A 14804-nucleotide genomic window follows, 5' to 3' on the forward strand; every position below is an offset into this window, starting at 1 on the left:
TGTGCAGTCTGCCAAACCGGTGGTGTCAAGTCCCAATTCCTGTGAGCCCGCTCACCGGGCGCGTGCGCGAGCAAAGTTCTCGGTGAGGATCTCCACGATCGGGCGCCACACCGGTTCGGGGAGGTCGTGGCCCATGCCGTCGACGACGACGAACCGGGCGCCCGGGATGGCCGCGGCGACCCCGCGACCGTTGCGCGGCCGCACCATGGGGTCGCGCGAACCGTGCAGCACCACCGTCGGCGCGGTGATCGCCTTGCTGTAGGCCAGCAGGCTGCCAGTGCCCAGCACGGCGTCGAACTGGCGCAGCATGCCGGGCGGATAGCTGGACCGCTCGGCGAGCTGCCGGACGCGCTCGCGGAGCTGCGCCTCGGGCGGCAAGAAGTTGGGGCCGTTGAACACCGCGACGTTGCGTACCTCGAAGGCCAGTTTGTCCTCGTCGGAGGCATCGTCGCCGGGACCGCCGAACGCCAGCCGGATCACCCGCCACGCCGGCAACCGGGAGAACGGTTTGCCCGTGGTGGACATGATGATGCCCAGCGATGCCACCCGCTGCGGTTCGGTGCCGGCCAGGATCTGGGCGATCATCCCGCCCATCGAGGCGCCGACGACGTGTGCCCGGGCGATGCCGAGATGATCGAGCAGTGCGACCACGTCGTGCGTCATGTCGACCAGCGTGTAGGGCACCGGGCTGGTGCGGCCCAGCAGATAGCGCCATACCCGGCGATGGACCGCGCCCTGGGCCCGCATCCCGTGCATCTTGGCCGACAGCCCGGTGTCGCGGTGGTCGAACCGGATCACCCGATACCCCGCGTCGACGAGCTGAGCGCAGAAGCCGTCCGGCCACATCGGCAGCTGGGCGCCGAGCCCCATGATCAGCAGCACCGCCGGGCGGGCCGGGTCGCCGAGGTCTTCGTAATAGAGCTCGACGGCGCCCTGCGCCGTCTCACGGCGGGCGAGGCCGCTACGAGTCAGCATTCTTCGTCGGTTCTTGCTGAGACTTCCAGGGCGTTACCCAGCCCGTGATCTCCCAGCCCTCCAGACCGGCGATCAGCTCGTACATGGTGGCGCCGTCGATGCTCTCCCTGATGATGTCGGCATGCCCGGAGTGCCGGGCCAGCTCGTTGATCACGTGCAGGATCACCCATCGCACCGACCACGCCTCGAGATTCTTCGGGAACCACGGGATGTCGTGGGGGACCGGGACGGCGGCGTCCAGGTCGGCGGTGTCCACCAGATGCAGCGATGCGGCGTTCTGGGCCCGGTAACCGCTCAGCAGGTCGGCCAGCGTCTCGTCGGGCCGCATCACGTGCTGGTCGGCGAAGTCCGCGGCGATCTCGTCGAACGGTCGGGTGTCCCGCGGCGGGGCGTCCGGCGCGGCGGCGACCCGGGCCATCCAGCTGCGCTGCATACCGGTGGCGTGCTTGATCAGCCCGCCGACCGACAATGCGCCGACCGTTGGCCGTGAGCGAGCCTGTTCGTCGGTGAGGCCATAGGCCACCGCGAAGAACGCGCTCTGGTGAAAGGCCAGGTACTCACGCAGGGCGCTACGTTCATCGGTCACGGGCGAGGCGAGAGCGGGCATGAACCCGTCATACCAAGCCGAAAAACGCCGCGCCAGTGACGCCGCGCGGCGCCTGGTCCGGCCGTAGGGTGCGGGAATGCGGGTGATCTCGGCAGAGTCGACGGAACTTTTCGTCGGGCCGCCCGACGCGCCGCTGCAACTGGCGCGGGTGACGGTCAGCGGCGGCACGAAGCCCACACCGGTCCGGGTTGACGGCGAGGGCCTCAGCGGAGAGACGCTCGCCGGCACCGGCGAAGATGTCATCGAGGTGCCCGTTGCCGTCGAGCACCCGGTTATCGGCCAACGGCGGACCGCCCAGGTGTACGTCGCGGGGACCGCAACACCGTTTGCTTTCACCGTCGCCGAGCCAGGGTGGACGATGTTCATGATCAGCCACTTCCACTACGACCCGGTGTGGTGGAACACCCAAGGCGGCTACACCAGCCTGTGGACCGAGGACCCGCCCGGACGGCAGACCAACGGTTTCGAGTTGGTTCATGCGCATCTGGAGATGGCCCGTCGCGAACCCGAATACAAGTTCGTGCTCGCCGAGGTCGACTACCTCAAGCCGTACTGGGACACCCACCCCGAGGACCGCGCCGACTTGCGGCGGCTGATCGCCGAGGGCCGGGTGGAGATCATGGGCGGCACCTACAACGAGCCCAACACCAACCTCACCAGCCCGGAGACGACAATCCGAAACTTTGTGCACGGTAGTGGATTTCAGCGCGACGTGCTCGGCGCCAACCCGGCCACCGCCTGGCAGCTCGACGTATTCGGCCACGACCCGCAGTTTCCGGGGATGGCCGCCGACGCCGGGCTGACCTCGAGTTCGTGGGCGCGCGGACCGCACCACCAGTGGGGCCCGATGCACAGCGAGGGCGGCGTGGCAGGCATGCAGTTCTGCAGCGAGTTCGAGTGGATCGCTCCGTCCGGGCGTGGCTTGCTCACCCATTACATGCCCGCGCACTATGGGGCCGGCTGGTCGATGGACGAGTCCACCTCGTTGGCCGAAGCGGAGCAGGCCACTTACCGGCTGTTCGAAGAGCTGAAGAAGGTGACGCTGACCCGCAACGTGTTGCTGCCCGTCGGCACCGACTACACCCCACCGAACAAGTGGGTCACCGGGATTCACCGGGACTGGGGTTCGCGCTACACCTGGCCGCGGTTCGTCTGCGCGCTGCCGAGGGAGTTCTTCGCCGCCGTCCGCGCCGAACTGGACAGCCGTGCGCTGGTGCCGTCGCCGCAGACCCGGGACATGAACCCGATCTACACCGGCAAGGACGTGTCGTTCATCGACACCAAACAAGCGAACCGGGCCGCCGAGAACGCCGTCTTGGACGCCGAGAAGTTTGCGGTGTTCGCGGGGCAGCTTGCCGGCGCCGACTACCCGCAGGCCGCACTGGCCAAGGCGTGGGTGCAGCTGGTCTACGGCGCGCACCACGACGCCATTACTGGCTCGGAGTCTGACCAGGTCTACCTCGACCTGCTGACCGGCTGGCGCGACGCGTGGGAGCTTGGCCGCGCGGCCAGGGACAACTCGCTGGCCCTGCTGTCCAGTGCGGTGGACGGGGACGGTCCTATCAACACCGTGCTGTGGAATCCATTGGCGCACAACCGCACCGATGTCGTCACCGTCCGGCTCCAGGTCCCCGTCGGCGCCGGGGCGCGGGTGCTGGACCACGACGGCGCCGAGCTGCCCGCGCTTGTCGAGCACGACGGGCGATCGGTCAGCTGGCTGGCCCGTGATGTGCCCTCGCTGGGTTGGCGGGCCTATCGGCTGCTCGCCGGCGACACCTCGACGACCTGGAAACCGTTGCGCGGCAATCAGATTGCGAACGAGCACTACCGGCTGGTTGTCGACCCGGCCCGCGGCGGTGGGGTGTCGTCGCTGGTGCACGGCGACCGGCAGCTGATCAGCGAGAACCAAGTCGGCAACGAGTTGGCCGTGTACGAGGAATACCCGGCGCATCCGACCGGTGGCGAGGGCCCATGGCACCTGCTGCCCAAGGGGCCGATGGTCAGCTCGTCGGAAACCTCAGCGGAGGTACGGGCTTACCACTGCGCGCTGGGCCAGCGGCTGGTGGTGCAGGGCCGAATCGCCGAGCTGCTGAGCTATACCCAGACTCTGACGCTGTGGCACGGCGTTGACCGGGTGGACTGCGCCACCACGATCCACGACTTCACCGCCGCCGACCAGCTGCTACGACTGCGTTGGCCGTGTCCGGTGCCGGGCGCCATGCCGGTCAGCGAGGTCGGCGACGCCGTCGTCGGGCGCGGTTTCGCATTGCTGCACAACGAAGCTGGGTCGGTGGACACCGCGGACCATCCGTGGACGCTGGACAACCCCGCCTACGGCTGGTTCGGGCTGTCCTCGGCGGCCCGGGTGCGCGTCGGGGACGGTGTGCGGGCGGTGTCGGTGGCCGAGGTGGTCGCGCCGACCGAGGCGATGAGCGGCCCGCTGGCGCGCGACCTCGTGGTCGCGCTGGTGCGGGCCGGGGTGACGGCGACCTGCAGCAGCGCCGGCAAGCCGCGCTACGGCCGCCTCGGCGTCGACTCCAACCTGCCGGACGCCCGCATCGCGTTGGGCGGACCGGGCCAGAACGCGTTCACCAAGGCGGTGCTGGCCGCCGCCGATCCGGCGTACACCGTCGAGGTCGAGCGGCAGCTTGCCGACACCGGCCGGGCCCGGGTCTGGGTGCCCGCTGCGACGCCGTTGGCGGCCGGTTGGGTTCCCAGCGCGGACCTGCGGGATTCGCGAGCGCTGCCGGTGCTGGTGATCGCCAGCCGCGAAGACGCCGACCTCGGGCCGGCGATCGCATCGGTAGCCGACGACCTGGTCGACGCCGAGATCGTCGTCAGGCAGCAGGCACCGTCGGGCCTGCAGCGCTTCGAGCCCTTTACCGTCGCGCTGCTCAACCGCGGAGTCCCGAGCTTCGCCGTCGAAACCGACGGAACCCTGCACACCGCGCTGATGCGGTCCTGCACCGGCTGGCCGTCCGGTGTGTGGATCGACGAGCCGCGCCGCACCGCGCCCGACGGCTCGAACTTCCAGCTGCAGCACTGGACACATGTCTTCGACTACGCGCTGGTCTGCGGCGCCGGCGACTGGCGCCACGCCGAGATCCCAGCCCACAGCGCGGAGTTCTCCCACCCGATGCTGGCCGTGACGGCGCCCGAGCGAGTTGGCGGGCTGCCCGCGACCGGTTCGCTGCTGCAGGTCGACCCGGCGGGCGCGGTGCACTTGGGTGCGCTCAAGGCGGCGGGTAACCCGCTGGCACACGGCAGCGCCCAACCCGTCGACCCCGGCCGAGTGGCCATCCGGCTGGTCGAAACCCGGGGCGGTGATACCCATGTCGCCGTGCGCTCGCCGCTGGGCACAGTGTCCGAGCTGCACCACGCCGACCTGCTTGAGCGACCCCTGGGCCAGCGCCGACTCGGCACGTTGCACGGCTACCAGATCTGCACCGCGCTGGCCCGACTGGACCTGCCCAAGCTGCTCGATGCCAAAGGTGCCGCGTTGGCTCCTGAAACCGAGCACTGCCAGCCGCTGTACGCGCGGTACTGGCTGCACAATCGCGGGCCGGCCCCGCTCGGCGGGCTGCCCGCGGTGGCCCACCTGCATCCGCATCGGCTCACCGCCACCGCGGGCGCCGACGTGACGCTGCGGTTGACCGCGGCCAGCGACAGCTGCGACGCACCGCTGGCCGGTGCCGTCACGCTGGTGTGTCCACCCGGCTGGTCGGCCAACCCGGCCACGCTGCCCTTCACGCTGCAACCCGGGGGACACCTGGAGGCCGATGTTGTGCTGAAGACGCTGCCGGGTGTCGTTTCCGGCCTGTATCCGGTGCGGGCCCAGCTGGAGCTCACCGGCACCGACGTGCCACCTGCCTGGCGCCAGGTCGTCGAAGACGTGTGCATGGTCTCGGTCGGAGGCGCTGACGATGGCCGAGCGGTGTACCTGGTCGACGGGCCGACTGACGTCGAGGTGGTCGCCGGCGGCTCAGCTCGTCTGGCCGTCACGATCGGCACCGACGCGTGCGCTGACCTGAGTCTGGAGGCCCATCTGATCAGCCCGTGGGGGACCTGGGAGTGGATCGGCCCGGCGACGCGAGGCGCGGTGCTGCCGGCCGGCGGCACGGTCGAGCTCGGGTTCGATGTGAACCCGCCGGCCTGGGTAGAACCCGGACAGTGGTGGGCGCTGGTCCGGGTGGGCTGCGCCGGCCGGCTGGTGTACTCACCCACGGTGAAGGTGACGGTCCGATGAATGTCGCGACGGTCGGCGGTGTTGCGGTCCGCATCGACGAGGTAGACGAGCGCGAGGCGCGGCTGCGCGACGGCCCGCTGGCGGCTGCGCTGCCGGCGGCCGGTACCAGTGAAGGCAGGCAGCTGCGTCGCTGGCTGACCCAACTGATCGTGACCGAGCGGGTAGTCGCCGCCGAGGCCGCTGCGCTGGGCGTGACCGCTCGGAACGCGCCGAGCGAGGCTGAGCTGCTACCCGACACCACGGCCCGGCTGGAGATCGGCAGCATCGCCGCGGGGGCGCTGTCAGACCCTTCAGCGCGCGCAGTGTTCGCCCGCGTCACCGCCGCGGTCGACGTCACCGACGACGACGTGGCCGGCTACCACGCCCGAAACCCGCTGCGGTTCGCCGCGGCGAGCCCCGACCGCCACGGCTGGCGAGGCCCGGCCGTCGCCGCCCCGCCGCTGCATCAGGTGCGCGCCGCGATCGCCGACCATCTGCGGGCGGCGGCGCGGCGCCGAGCCTTCCGGGTATGGCTCGACGAACGCCGGGCTGAGCTGGTGCGGCTGGCACCTGGATACGAGCATCCGGGCGACCCGCGTCAACCCGACAACACCCACCGGCACTGAAGCCCCGCATGCTCACCCTGACCCTCGACATCGGCGGCACCAAGATCGCCGCCGGCCTGGTCGACCAGGCCGGAACGCTCGTGCAGGCCGCTACCCGGCCGACGCCGAAGAACCATGGCGCAGAAGAGGTTTGGTCGTTGACTCGCCGGATGATCGCCGACGCGATACAAACCGCCGGGGGTGGTGTCTGCGCGGTAGGTATCGGGTCGGCCGGCCCCATCGACCTGGCCGCGGGAACCGTCAGCCCGATCAACATCCCCTCCTGGCGTGGCTTTCCGCTGCGGGACCGGGTTGCGGCCGCGGTGCCGGGCGTGCCGGTGCGACTGGCTGGCGACGGCGTGTGCATGGCGCTCGGCGAACACTGGCGCGGCGCCGGGCGCGGCGTCGACTTCCTGCTCGGCATGGTGGTCTCCACCGGCGTGGGCGGTGGGCTGGTGCTCGATGGTGCGCCGTATCACGGGCGGACCGGCAATGCCGGACATGTCGGTCACGTCGTGGTCGAACCGGACGGGCAGCCGTGCTCCTGCGGCGGCCACGGCTGCGTGGAGACGATCGCGGCCGGACCCTGGCTGACACGGTGGGCGGTGGCCAACGGTTGGGCGGCGGCGCCCGGGGCTGACGCGGCGGCGCTGGCCGAAGCAGCCAGCAACGGTGACGCGGTGGCGGTCCGGGCATTTCGCCGTGGAGCCACCGCGCTGGCCGCGATGATCGCCTCGGTCGCGGCGGCGTGCGACCTGGATCTCGTTGTCATCGGGGGCGGAGTGGCCAAGTCGGGGCGGACGCTGTTCGACCCGTTGCGCGAGGCGTTGGCCGGCTACGCGCGTCTGGAATTCATCCGAGGCCTGCGGGTGGTACCGGCAGCGCTCGGGGGCGACGCCGGATTGATCGGCGCGGCAGCACTTGTCGCATCTGTCACTTGAGTCACTCGGCGGATCCAGGCCAGGGGGCTTTGTGCCCGCCTACGAGCGATTTCGGGGGGATGTCGTATCGACATGCGACCGTCCGACGATGAACAAGCTGCGGGGTATCGAGCTGCGTTACGTACTCACGATGCACCTTGCCGTCCACGGCCGCGCCACCATCAAAGACTTGGTCGAGGCGCTTGCCTCCACGGGTTCGTGGTTGACAGCCCGGCCGGTAAATCCGTGTCGGACGCGCTGCGGTGGGAGCGGCGCCGCGGGAGGGCGCGCCGCCTCGCGCGCGGCGTATACGGTCCCGGTCAACTGCCGCGCAGCACCGAGCACCGGATTCATCGACGAGTACTCACGCTGCGGGCCGATCACCGGGTCTGACCGTTTTGGCTGATAGCGGCGGGCCACGCTATTGTGGAGCCCGATCCACCGAAGACCGTCGGTCACCGAGCAATCGGTTGAAGGTCCGGGAATTCCCGGCGGCCCACGCAGGAGGACGAGGCAGACCCTCGTCGGCGTACGCCGACGCACAGTTCGCGCCCCGACCGCTTCCTGCGTCGGGGCGTTCGTTATTTCCGGGCCGTGACCCCCAAGGAGGTATGCATGGCCCACGCTGATAAGGCCACCGCCGTTGCGGACATCGCCGAGCAGTTCAGGGCTTCCACTGCCACCGTGATCACCGAATATCGCGGTCTATCCGTCGCTAATCTGGCCGACCTGCGTCGGTCGCTGGCCGGCTCGGCGACCTACTCGGTCGCCAAGAACACGCTGATCAAGCGGGCCGCCTCGGAGGCGGGCATCGAGGGCCTCGACGAGTTGTTCGTCGGACCGACCGCGATCGCGTTCGTCAGCGGCGAGGCGGTCGACGCCGCCAAGGCGATCAAGACCTTCGCCAAGGAGCACAAGGCGCTGGTCATCAAGGGCGGCTACATGGACGGCCACCCGCTGACCGTCGCCGAAGTCGAGCGCATCGCCGACCTCGAGTCGCGCGAAGTGCTGCTCGCCAAGCTGGCGGGGGCGATGAAGGCCAACCTGTCGAAGGCAGCCGCGCTGTTCAACGCGCCGGCCTCGCAGGTGGCCCGGCTTGCTGCCGCGCTGCAGGAGAAGCGAGCCGCAGAAGAGCCTGCGGCGCCGGCCGAGGCCCCAGCCGCGGAGGCTCCGGAGGCTCCGGCCGCCGAGGCCCCAGCCGCCGAGGCCGCAGAGACCGAGGCTCCGGCCGCAGAGGCCGCAGCGACCGAATCCACCGAATAACCCCAAACCCACCAAGGAAGGACCCACACCATGTCCAAGTTGTCCACCGACGAACTGCTCGACGCGTTCAAGGAACTCACCCTGCTGGAGCTCTCGGAGTTCGTGAAGAAGTTCGAGGAGACCTTCGAGGTAACCGCGGCCGCCCCGGTCGCCGTTGCCGCCGCCGCTCCTGGCGGGGCCGCCCCGGCCGCCGAGGCAGCCGAGGAGCAGTCCGAGTTCGACGTCATCCTCGAGGCCGCCGGCGACAAGAAGATCGGCGTGATCAAGGTTGTCCGTGAGATCGTCTCCGGCCTGGGCCTCAAAGAGGCCAAGGACCTGGTCGACGGCGCCCCCAAGGCGGTCCTGGAGAAGGCCCCCAAGGAGGCTGCCGAGGAGGCCAAGACCAAGCTCGAGGCCGCCGGCGCCACCGTCACCGTCAAGTAGTCGACTCAGCGAAAACCCCCGGAGCCACCGAGGCTCCGGGGGTTTCGTGTACTCAGCGCTGCACCGCCAGCCGCTGCGACTGTCGCACTCGCTCAGGCGAATCGCCAAGTGAAATAAGAAGGTTCGTCGTCAACGTACCGAGCACCGGCCCGACAGCGCTGCCCTGAGCGCCGTAATAGCCCGCGAGCTCGAGCATCACGAAGCCGTGGATTGACGCCCAGAACTGAGCGGCGATGGCCACCACGGTGGCGTCGTCGGAGGGCGATCCCGCGGCGATCCGCCCAGCCAGCATCGACCGGTGCACGCCCCGCACGACGTGGGCGAAGCTGGGGTAGTGGTCGTTGATCTCGGCCAGCGTCAAGGTCAGAACATCGCGTGCCGGCGCGTTGATGCCGTGTGCACTGGTGCTGCCGAACATCAGCCGGTACATATGCGGACGCTCGATGGCGTAACGCCGGTAGGCAATCCCAGTGGCCATCAGATCCGCGACGGGGTCCGCCGTCGACGGCATCGTCATCGCGGCATCGAACTGGCGCAACCCCTCCGCGGCAACCGCGGCAATCAGCGCAGGCATGCCGCCGAAATGCGTGTACACCGCCATCGTCGAGGTTCCGGCGGCGCTGGCGATCTTGCGGGTTTGCAACGCGTCGGGGCCGTCCTCGTTGAGGATCTGCACGGCAGCATGCAGCAACTCGGCTCGCACGTCGCGTTCGGCCTGCGAAGTCACGGTTGCATCTTGACACAGCCCGCGCTCAGTGTGTATAACAATGAAATATCAATGTTATGCGAGCTAGGAGGCCAACATGACCACTGCCGCCACCGCCGCACCGGCGAACCCGTATCTCGACGACGTCCTGGCGCCGGTGAACGCCGAGGTGACCGCGACCGACTTGCCGGTCACCGGACACATCCCCGAGTTCCTCGACGGGCGCTACCTGCGTAACGGGCCCAACCCCGTCGCAGAGGTCGACCCCGCCACCTACCACTGGTTCACCGGCGACGGCATGGTGCACGGAGTGGCACTGCAGGGCGGCAAGGCCGGCTGGTACCGCAACCGCTGGGTCCGCAGCGCGGGTGTGCGCGCGGCCCTTGGTGAGCCGACAACCGCCGCGCCTAACCTGCTGGCCGGAATGCAGTCCCTCGGCGCCAATACCAATGTGCTGGCCCACGCCGGAAAGACCCTGGCTCTCGTCGAAGGCGGCGTGGCCAACTACGAACTCACCGACGAGCTCGACACCGTGGGCGCATGCGACTTCGACGGCACCCTGCCCGGCGGTTACACCGCACATCCCCACCGCGATCCGAGAACCGGCGAACTGCACGCGGTGTCCTACTCCTTCGCCCGCGGTCGGACCGTGCAGTACTCGGTGATCGACAATCACGGCCACGCTCGCCGCACCGTCGACATCGAGGTGTCGGGGTCGCCGATGATGCACGACTTCTCGCTCACCGACAAATATGTGGTGCTCTACGACCTGCCCGTGACACTCGACCCCATGCAGGTCGTAGGAACAAAGGTGCCCGCTTGGATGCGACACCCGGCCAAGCTGGTGGCCCAATCTGTCATCGGACGCTTGCGGGTACCCGGGCCGATCGCGGCGATGGTCAACCGCCAGGAGCGCCAGGCCTATCGGCTGCCCTACGCATGGAATCCCCGCTACCCGGCGCGCATCGGCGTCATGCCCCGCGAGGGCACCAACGACGACATCCGGTGGTTCGACATCGAACCCTGCTACGTCTACCACCCGCTCAACGCCTACTCCGAAATTCGCGGTGGCAGCGAGGTGCTGGTGCTCGACGTGGTGCGCTACCAGCGGATGTTCGACCGCGATCGGCGCGGGCCCGGAGAGAGCAGGCCGACCTTGGACCGGTGGACGATCAACCTGGCGACCGGAGCGGTGAGCAGCGAACGCCGCGACGACCGTGCGCAGGAGTTCCCCAGGATCAACGAGACCCTGCTCGGTGGCCGGCATCGCTTCGGCTACACCGTGGGCATCGACGGCGGCTTCCTCGACTCAGGGAGAACGCAATTGTCGACATCGCTGTACAAGCACGACTACGAGACCGGATCCAGCACGGTCGCCCCACTCGACCCCGAGTTGCTGATCGGTGAAATGTCCTTCGTCCCGCGTCCCGGCGCTGGCTCGCCGGACGCCGCCGAGGATGACGGCATCCTGATCGGATACGGCTACCACCGCGGCCGCGACGAGGGCCAACTGGTGTTGCTCGACGCGCAAACCTGCGAATCGGTAGCCACCGTGCACTTGCCGCAGCGAGTTCCGATGGGCTTTCATGGCAACTGGTCGCCTTGCGCGTGACGGAATCGTGGCCGATCATGAATTTTCAGCGATAGGCGCACATCGCGACCCCTTCATCACCGGTGCGCTACAGTGACTCATGCCACAAGCTGGGCTTGGGCAGCGGTGACCAACGTCAGTGGGAGGGTTTTCGCATGGGTATTGGTATCCAGGTTGAGGGACTCACGAAGTCCTTCGGGTCCCAGCGAATCTGGGAAGACGTGACGTTGGAGATCCCGGAGGGCGAGGTCAGTGTTCTGCTGGGGCCGTCGGGTACCGGTAAATCCGTCTTCTTGAAGTCGCTGATCGGCCTGCTGCGCCCGGAGCGGGGTTCGATCATCGTCGATGGCACCGACATCACCGAGTGCTCGGCCAAGGAGCTGTACGACATCCGCACGCTGTTCGGTGTCATGTTCCAGGACGGCGCGCTGTTCGGGTCGATGAACCTCTATGACAACACCGCCTTCCCGCTGCGTGAGCACACCAAGAAGAAGGAAGGCGAGATCCGTGACATCGTCATGGAGAAGCTGGAGCTGGTGGGTCTGGGCGGGGATGAGAAGAAGTTTCCCGGTGAGATCTCCGGTGGTATGCGCAAGCGCGCCGGCCTGGCCCGCTCCCTGGTCCTCGACCCGCAGATCATCCTGTGTGACGAGCCGGACTCGGGTCTGGACCCGGTCCGTACCGCCTATTTGAGCCAGCTGCTCATCGACATCAACGCGCAGATCGACTGCACGATCTTGATCGTGACGCACAACATCAACATCGCCCGCACGGTGCCGGACAACATGGGCATGTTGTTCCGCCGGCATCTGGTGATGTTCGGTCCCCGTGAGGTCTTGTTGACCAGCGACGAGCCGGTGGTGCGGCAGTTCCTCAACGGTCGTCGTATCGGCCCGATCGGTATGTCGGAGGAAAAGGACGAGGCCACCATGGCCGAGGAGCAGGCCCACCTGGACGCCGGCCACCATGACGGCGGCGTCGACGAGATCGAGGGCGTGCCACCGCAGATCACCACCACTCCCGGGATGCCGGAGCGCAAGGCGGTCGGCCGTCGGCAGGCCCGGGTCCGGGAGAACCTGCACCTGCTACCCAAGGATGCGCAGAAAGCGATCCTCGAGTCGCTTGAGGGCGGCAACCAGAAATACCCCGTGCAGGACTACGACCCCACCGGCCGGCACCGCGACGATGACGCGGACACCGCATCCATTCCCACCCAGCGGGGCTACTGACCTCTGTTTGGCCTGTCCGGAAGGAGTTGATCCACCAACTTGGCGCGTCACCTCTTGACGGAAGCGCCCGAAGGGGCCAATCTGTTGGGCAGTATGCGTGAACGGGTAGATACAGACGCCAGCCAGCGCCGATATCCCTGAGCACGGTAGTTGAGGAATGCGCAGTCCTGCGCTATTGTTGGACGTTGCGCTGGCTGCTTCCTGCCCACCTCACCCGCCACTTGACACCGTGGTCCCAGCCTGAGCCCGTTTCTGGCTCAGTGACCTAGCTGCGTGCGTGTGATCCGGACAGTTCGTCCGCCAGCCGAACCGACACAGTTATAGCGACGAATAGGTCCGGTGGCCGCCGGCACCGTTAGTCGCACTAGGTGCTGGAAGGATGCATCTTGGCACTCTCCCGCCAGAGCAAGAAAAACCCACTAGGTTCTTTGGGTTCTACCTCCTCTAACAGCTCCGTACCTGGAGCTCCTAACCGAATTTCCTTCGCCAAGCTGCGCGAACCACTCGAGGTGCCCGGGCTGCTGGATGTGCAGACCGACTCGTTCGAGTGGCTGATCGGTGCGCCGCGCTGGCGCGAGGTCGCGGCTGCCCGCGGCGACGCCAAACCGGTCGGCGGCCTCGAAGAGGTGCTCTACGAGCTCTCGCCGATCGAGGACTTCTCCGGCTCGATGTCGCTGTCCTTCTCCGATCCACGGTTCGACGAGGTCAAGGCGCCCGTCGACGAATGCAAAGACAAGGACATGACGTACGCGGCCCCGCTGTTCGTCACCGCCGAGTTCATCAACAACAACACCGGTGAGATCAAGAGCCAGACGGTGTTCATGGGCGACTTCCCGATGATGACCGAGAAGGGCACCTTCATCATCAACGGGACCGAGCGTGTGGTGGTCAGCCAGCTGGTCCGGTCGCCGGGCGTGTACTTCGACGAGAGCATCGACAAGTCGACCGAAAAGCTGCTGCACAGCGTCAAGGTGATCCCGAGCCGCGGTGCCTGGCTGGAGTTCGACGTCGACAAGCGTGACACCGTCGGTGTGCGCATCGACCGCAAGCGTCGTCAGCCGGTCACCGTGCTGCTCAAGGCGCTGGGCTGGACCGCCGAGCAGATCAGGGACCGGTTCGGCTTCTCCGAGAACATGATGTCGACGCTGGAGAAGGACAACACCGCCGGCACCGACGAGGCGCTACTGGACATCTACCGCAAGCTGCGCCCGGGCGAGCCGCCGACCAAGGAGTCGGCGCAGACCCTGCTGGAGAACTTGTTCTTCAAGGAGAAGCGCTACGACCTGGCCCGAGTCGGCCGCTACAAGATCAACAAGAAGCTGGGGCTGAGCGATAGGCCGGCCGACACCTCGTCGACGACACTGACCGAAGAGGACGTCGTCGCCACCATCGAATACCTGGTGCGCCTGCACGAGGGTCAGGCCTCGATGACCGTTCCCGGCGGCGTCGAGGTGCCGGTGGAGACCGACGACATCGACCACTTCGGCAACCGTCGGCTGCGTACGGTCGGTGAGTTGATCCAGAACCAGATCCGGGTCGGCATGTCCCGGATGGAGCGGGTCGTCCGCGAGCGGATGACCACTCAGGACGTCGAGGCCATCACGCCGCAGACGCTGATCAACATCCGGCCGGTGGTCGCCGCGATCAAGGAGTTCTTCGGCACCAGCCAGCTGTCGCAGTTCATGGACCAGAACAACCCGCTGTCGGGGCTGACCCACAAGCGCCGCCTGTCGGCGCTGGGCCCCGGTGGTCTGTCGCGCGAGCGCGCCGGGCTGGAGGTCCGCGACGTGCACCCGAGCCACTACGGCCGGATGTGCCCGATCGAGACCCCGGAAGGGCCGAACATCGGCCTGATCGGCTCGCTCTCGGTGTACGCGCGGGTCAATCCGTTCGGGTTCATCGAGACGCCGTACCGCAAGGTGGTCGGCGGCGTGGTCACCGACGAGATCGAGTACCTGACCGCCGACGAGGAAGACCGCCACGTCGTCGCGCAGGCCAACTCGCCGCTCGACGAGCAAGGCCGGTTCACCGAAGGCCGCGTGCTGGTTCGCCGGAAGGCCGGCGAGGTGGAGTACGTGTCCTCGTCCGAGGTGGACTACATGGATGTGTCGCCGCGCCAGATGGTGTCGGTGGCCACCGCCATGATTCCGTTCCTCGAGCACGACGACGCCAACCGCGCCCTGATGGGTGCCAACATGCAGCGCCAGGCGGTTCCGCTGGTGCGCAGTGAGGCACCACTGGTGGGCACCGGTATGGAGCT

The 14804-nt window shown here is 68.0% G+C and carries 10 protein-coding genes and 2 pseudogenes; 9 read left to right on the top strand and 3 right to left on the bottom strand.

Annotated elements, in window-relative coordinates; all coding sequences use genetic code 11:
* Positions 1 to 51 precede the first annotated feature (51 nt).
* Positions 52 to 975, bottom strand: coding sequence for an alpha/beta fold hydrolase (locus tag VNW74_RS03815; protein ID WP_325675277.1), 924 nt, complete (start codon positions 973 to 975; stop codon positions 52 to 54).
* A complete protein-coding gene (locus VNW74_RS03820; RefSeq protein ID WP_325675287.1) occupies positions 962 to 1561 on the bottom strand; it encodes a DinB family protein in 600 nt (199 codons plus the stop codon). Before VNW74_RS03820 ends, VNW74_RS03815 begins: the two co-directional genes overlap by 14 nt.
* Before the next feature lie 97 nt (positions 1562 to 1658).
* On the opposite strand from VNW74_RS03820, the gene VNW74_RS03825 reads away from it, so the two are divergent.
* From VNW74_RS03825 to rplL, 6 genes and pseudogenes are all read left to right on the top strand, one after another.
* On the top strand, positions 1659 to 5828 hold the full coding sequence (locus VNW74_RS03825; protein ID WP_325675278.1) for an NEW3 domain-containing protein: 4170 nt from the start codon (positions 1659 to 1661) through the stop codon (positions 5826 to 5828).
* Entirely contained in the window at positions 5825 to 6433 is a 609-nt protein-coding gene (locus VNW74_RS03830) for a DUF7158 domain-containing protein (protein WP_325675279.1), read from the top strand. Before VNW74_RS03825 ends, VNW74_RS03830 begins: the two co-directional genes overlap by 4 nt.
* A gap of 8 nt (positions 6434 to 6441) precedes the next feature.
* Entirely contained in the window at positions 6442 to 7353 is a 912-nt protein-coding gene (locus tag VNW74_RS03835) for an ROK family protein (protein WP_325675280.1), read from the top strand.
* Positions 7354 to 7441: 88 nt separating this feature from the next.
* A pseudogene (locus VNW74_RS03840) lies at positions 7442 to 7725 on the top strand (hypothetical protein).
* Positions 7726 to 7947: 222 nt separating this feature from the next.
* Positions 7948 to 8595, top strand: coding sequence for a 50S ribosomal protein L10 (gene rplJ, locus VNW74_RS03845; RefSeq protein ID WP_325675281.1), 648 nt, complete (start codon positions 7948 to 7950; stop codon positions 8593 to 8595).
* Between the two features lie 30 nt (positions 8596 to 8625).
* A complete protein-coding gene (gene rplL / locus VNW74_RS03850) occupies positions 8626 to 9018 on the top strand; it encodes a 50S ribosomal protein L7/L12 (RefSeq protein WP_325675282.1) in 393 nt (130 codons plus the stop codon).
* Positions 9019 to 9070: 52 nt separating this feature from the next.
* Here rplL and VNW74_RS03855 read toward each other — a convergent pair whose 3' ends face one another.
* The gene (locus VNW74_RS03855) at positions 9071 to 9745 is read right to left on the bottom strand and encodes a TetR/AcrR family transcriptional regulator (RefSeq protein ID WP_325675283.1); all 675 of its coding nucleotides are present in this window, start codon (positions 9743 to 9745) and stop codon (positions 9071 to 9073) included.
* Positions 9746 to 9821: 76 nt separating this feature from the next.
* On the opposite strand from VNW74_RS03855, the gene VNW74_RS03860 reads away from it, so the two are divergent.
* The 3 genes and pseudogenes from VNW74_RS03860 to VNW74_RS03870 all read left to right on the top strand — a co-directional run.
* Positions 9822 to 11336 carry a carotenoid oxygenase family protein gene (locus VNW74_RS03860; protein WP_325675284.1) on the top strand — a complete coding sequence of 505 codons (1515 nt, stop codon included), beginning with the start codon at positions 9822 to 9824 and terminating at the stop codon, positions 11334 to 11336.
* Between the two features lie 134 nt (positions 11337 to 11470).
* Complete coding sequence (locus VNW74_RS03865) at positions 11471 to 12544, top strand: ABC transporter ATP-binding protein (protein ID WP_325675285.1); 1074 nt, start codon at positions 11471 to 11473, stop codon at positions 12542 to 12544.
* Between the two features lie 386 nt (positions 12545 to 12930).
* A pseudogene (locus VNW74_RS03870) lies at positions 12931 to 14804 on the top strand (DNA-directed RNA polymerase subunit beta); the annotation flags it as partial.

Source organism: Mycobacterium sp., from assembly GCF_035570115.1.
GTDB lineage: Bacteria > Actinomycetota > Actinomycetes > Mycobacteriales > Mycobacteriaceae > Mycobacterium.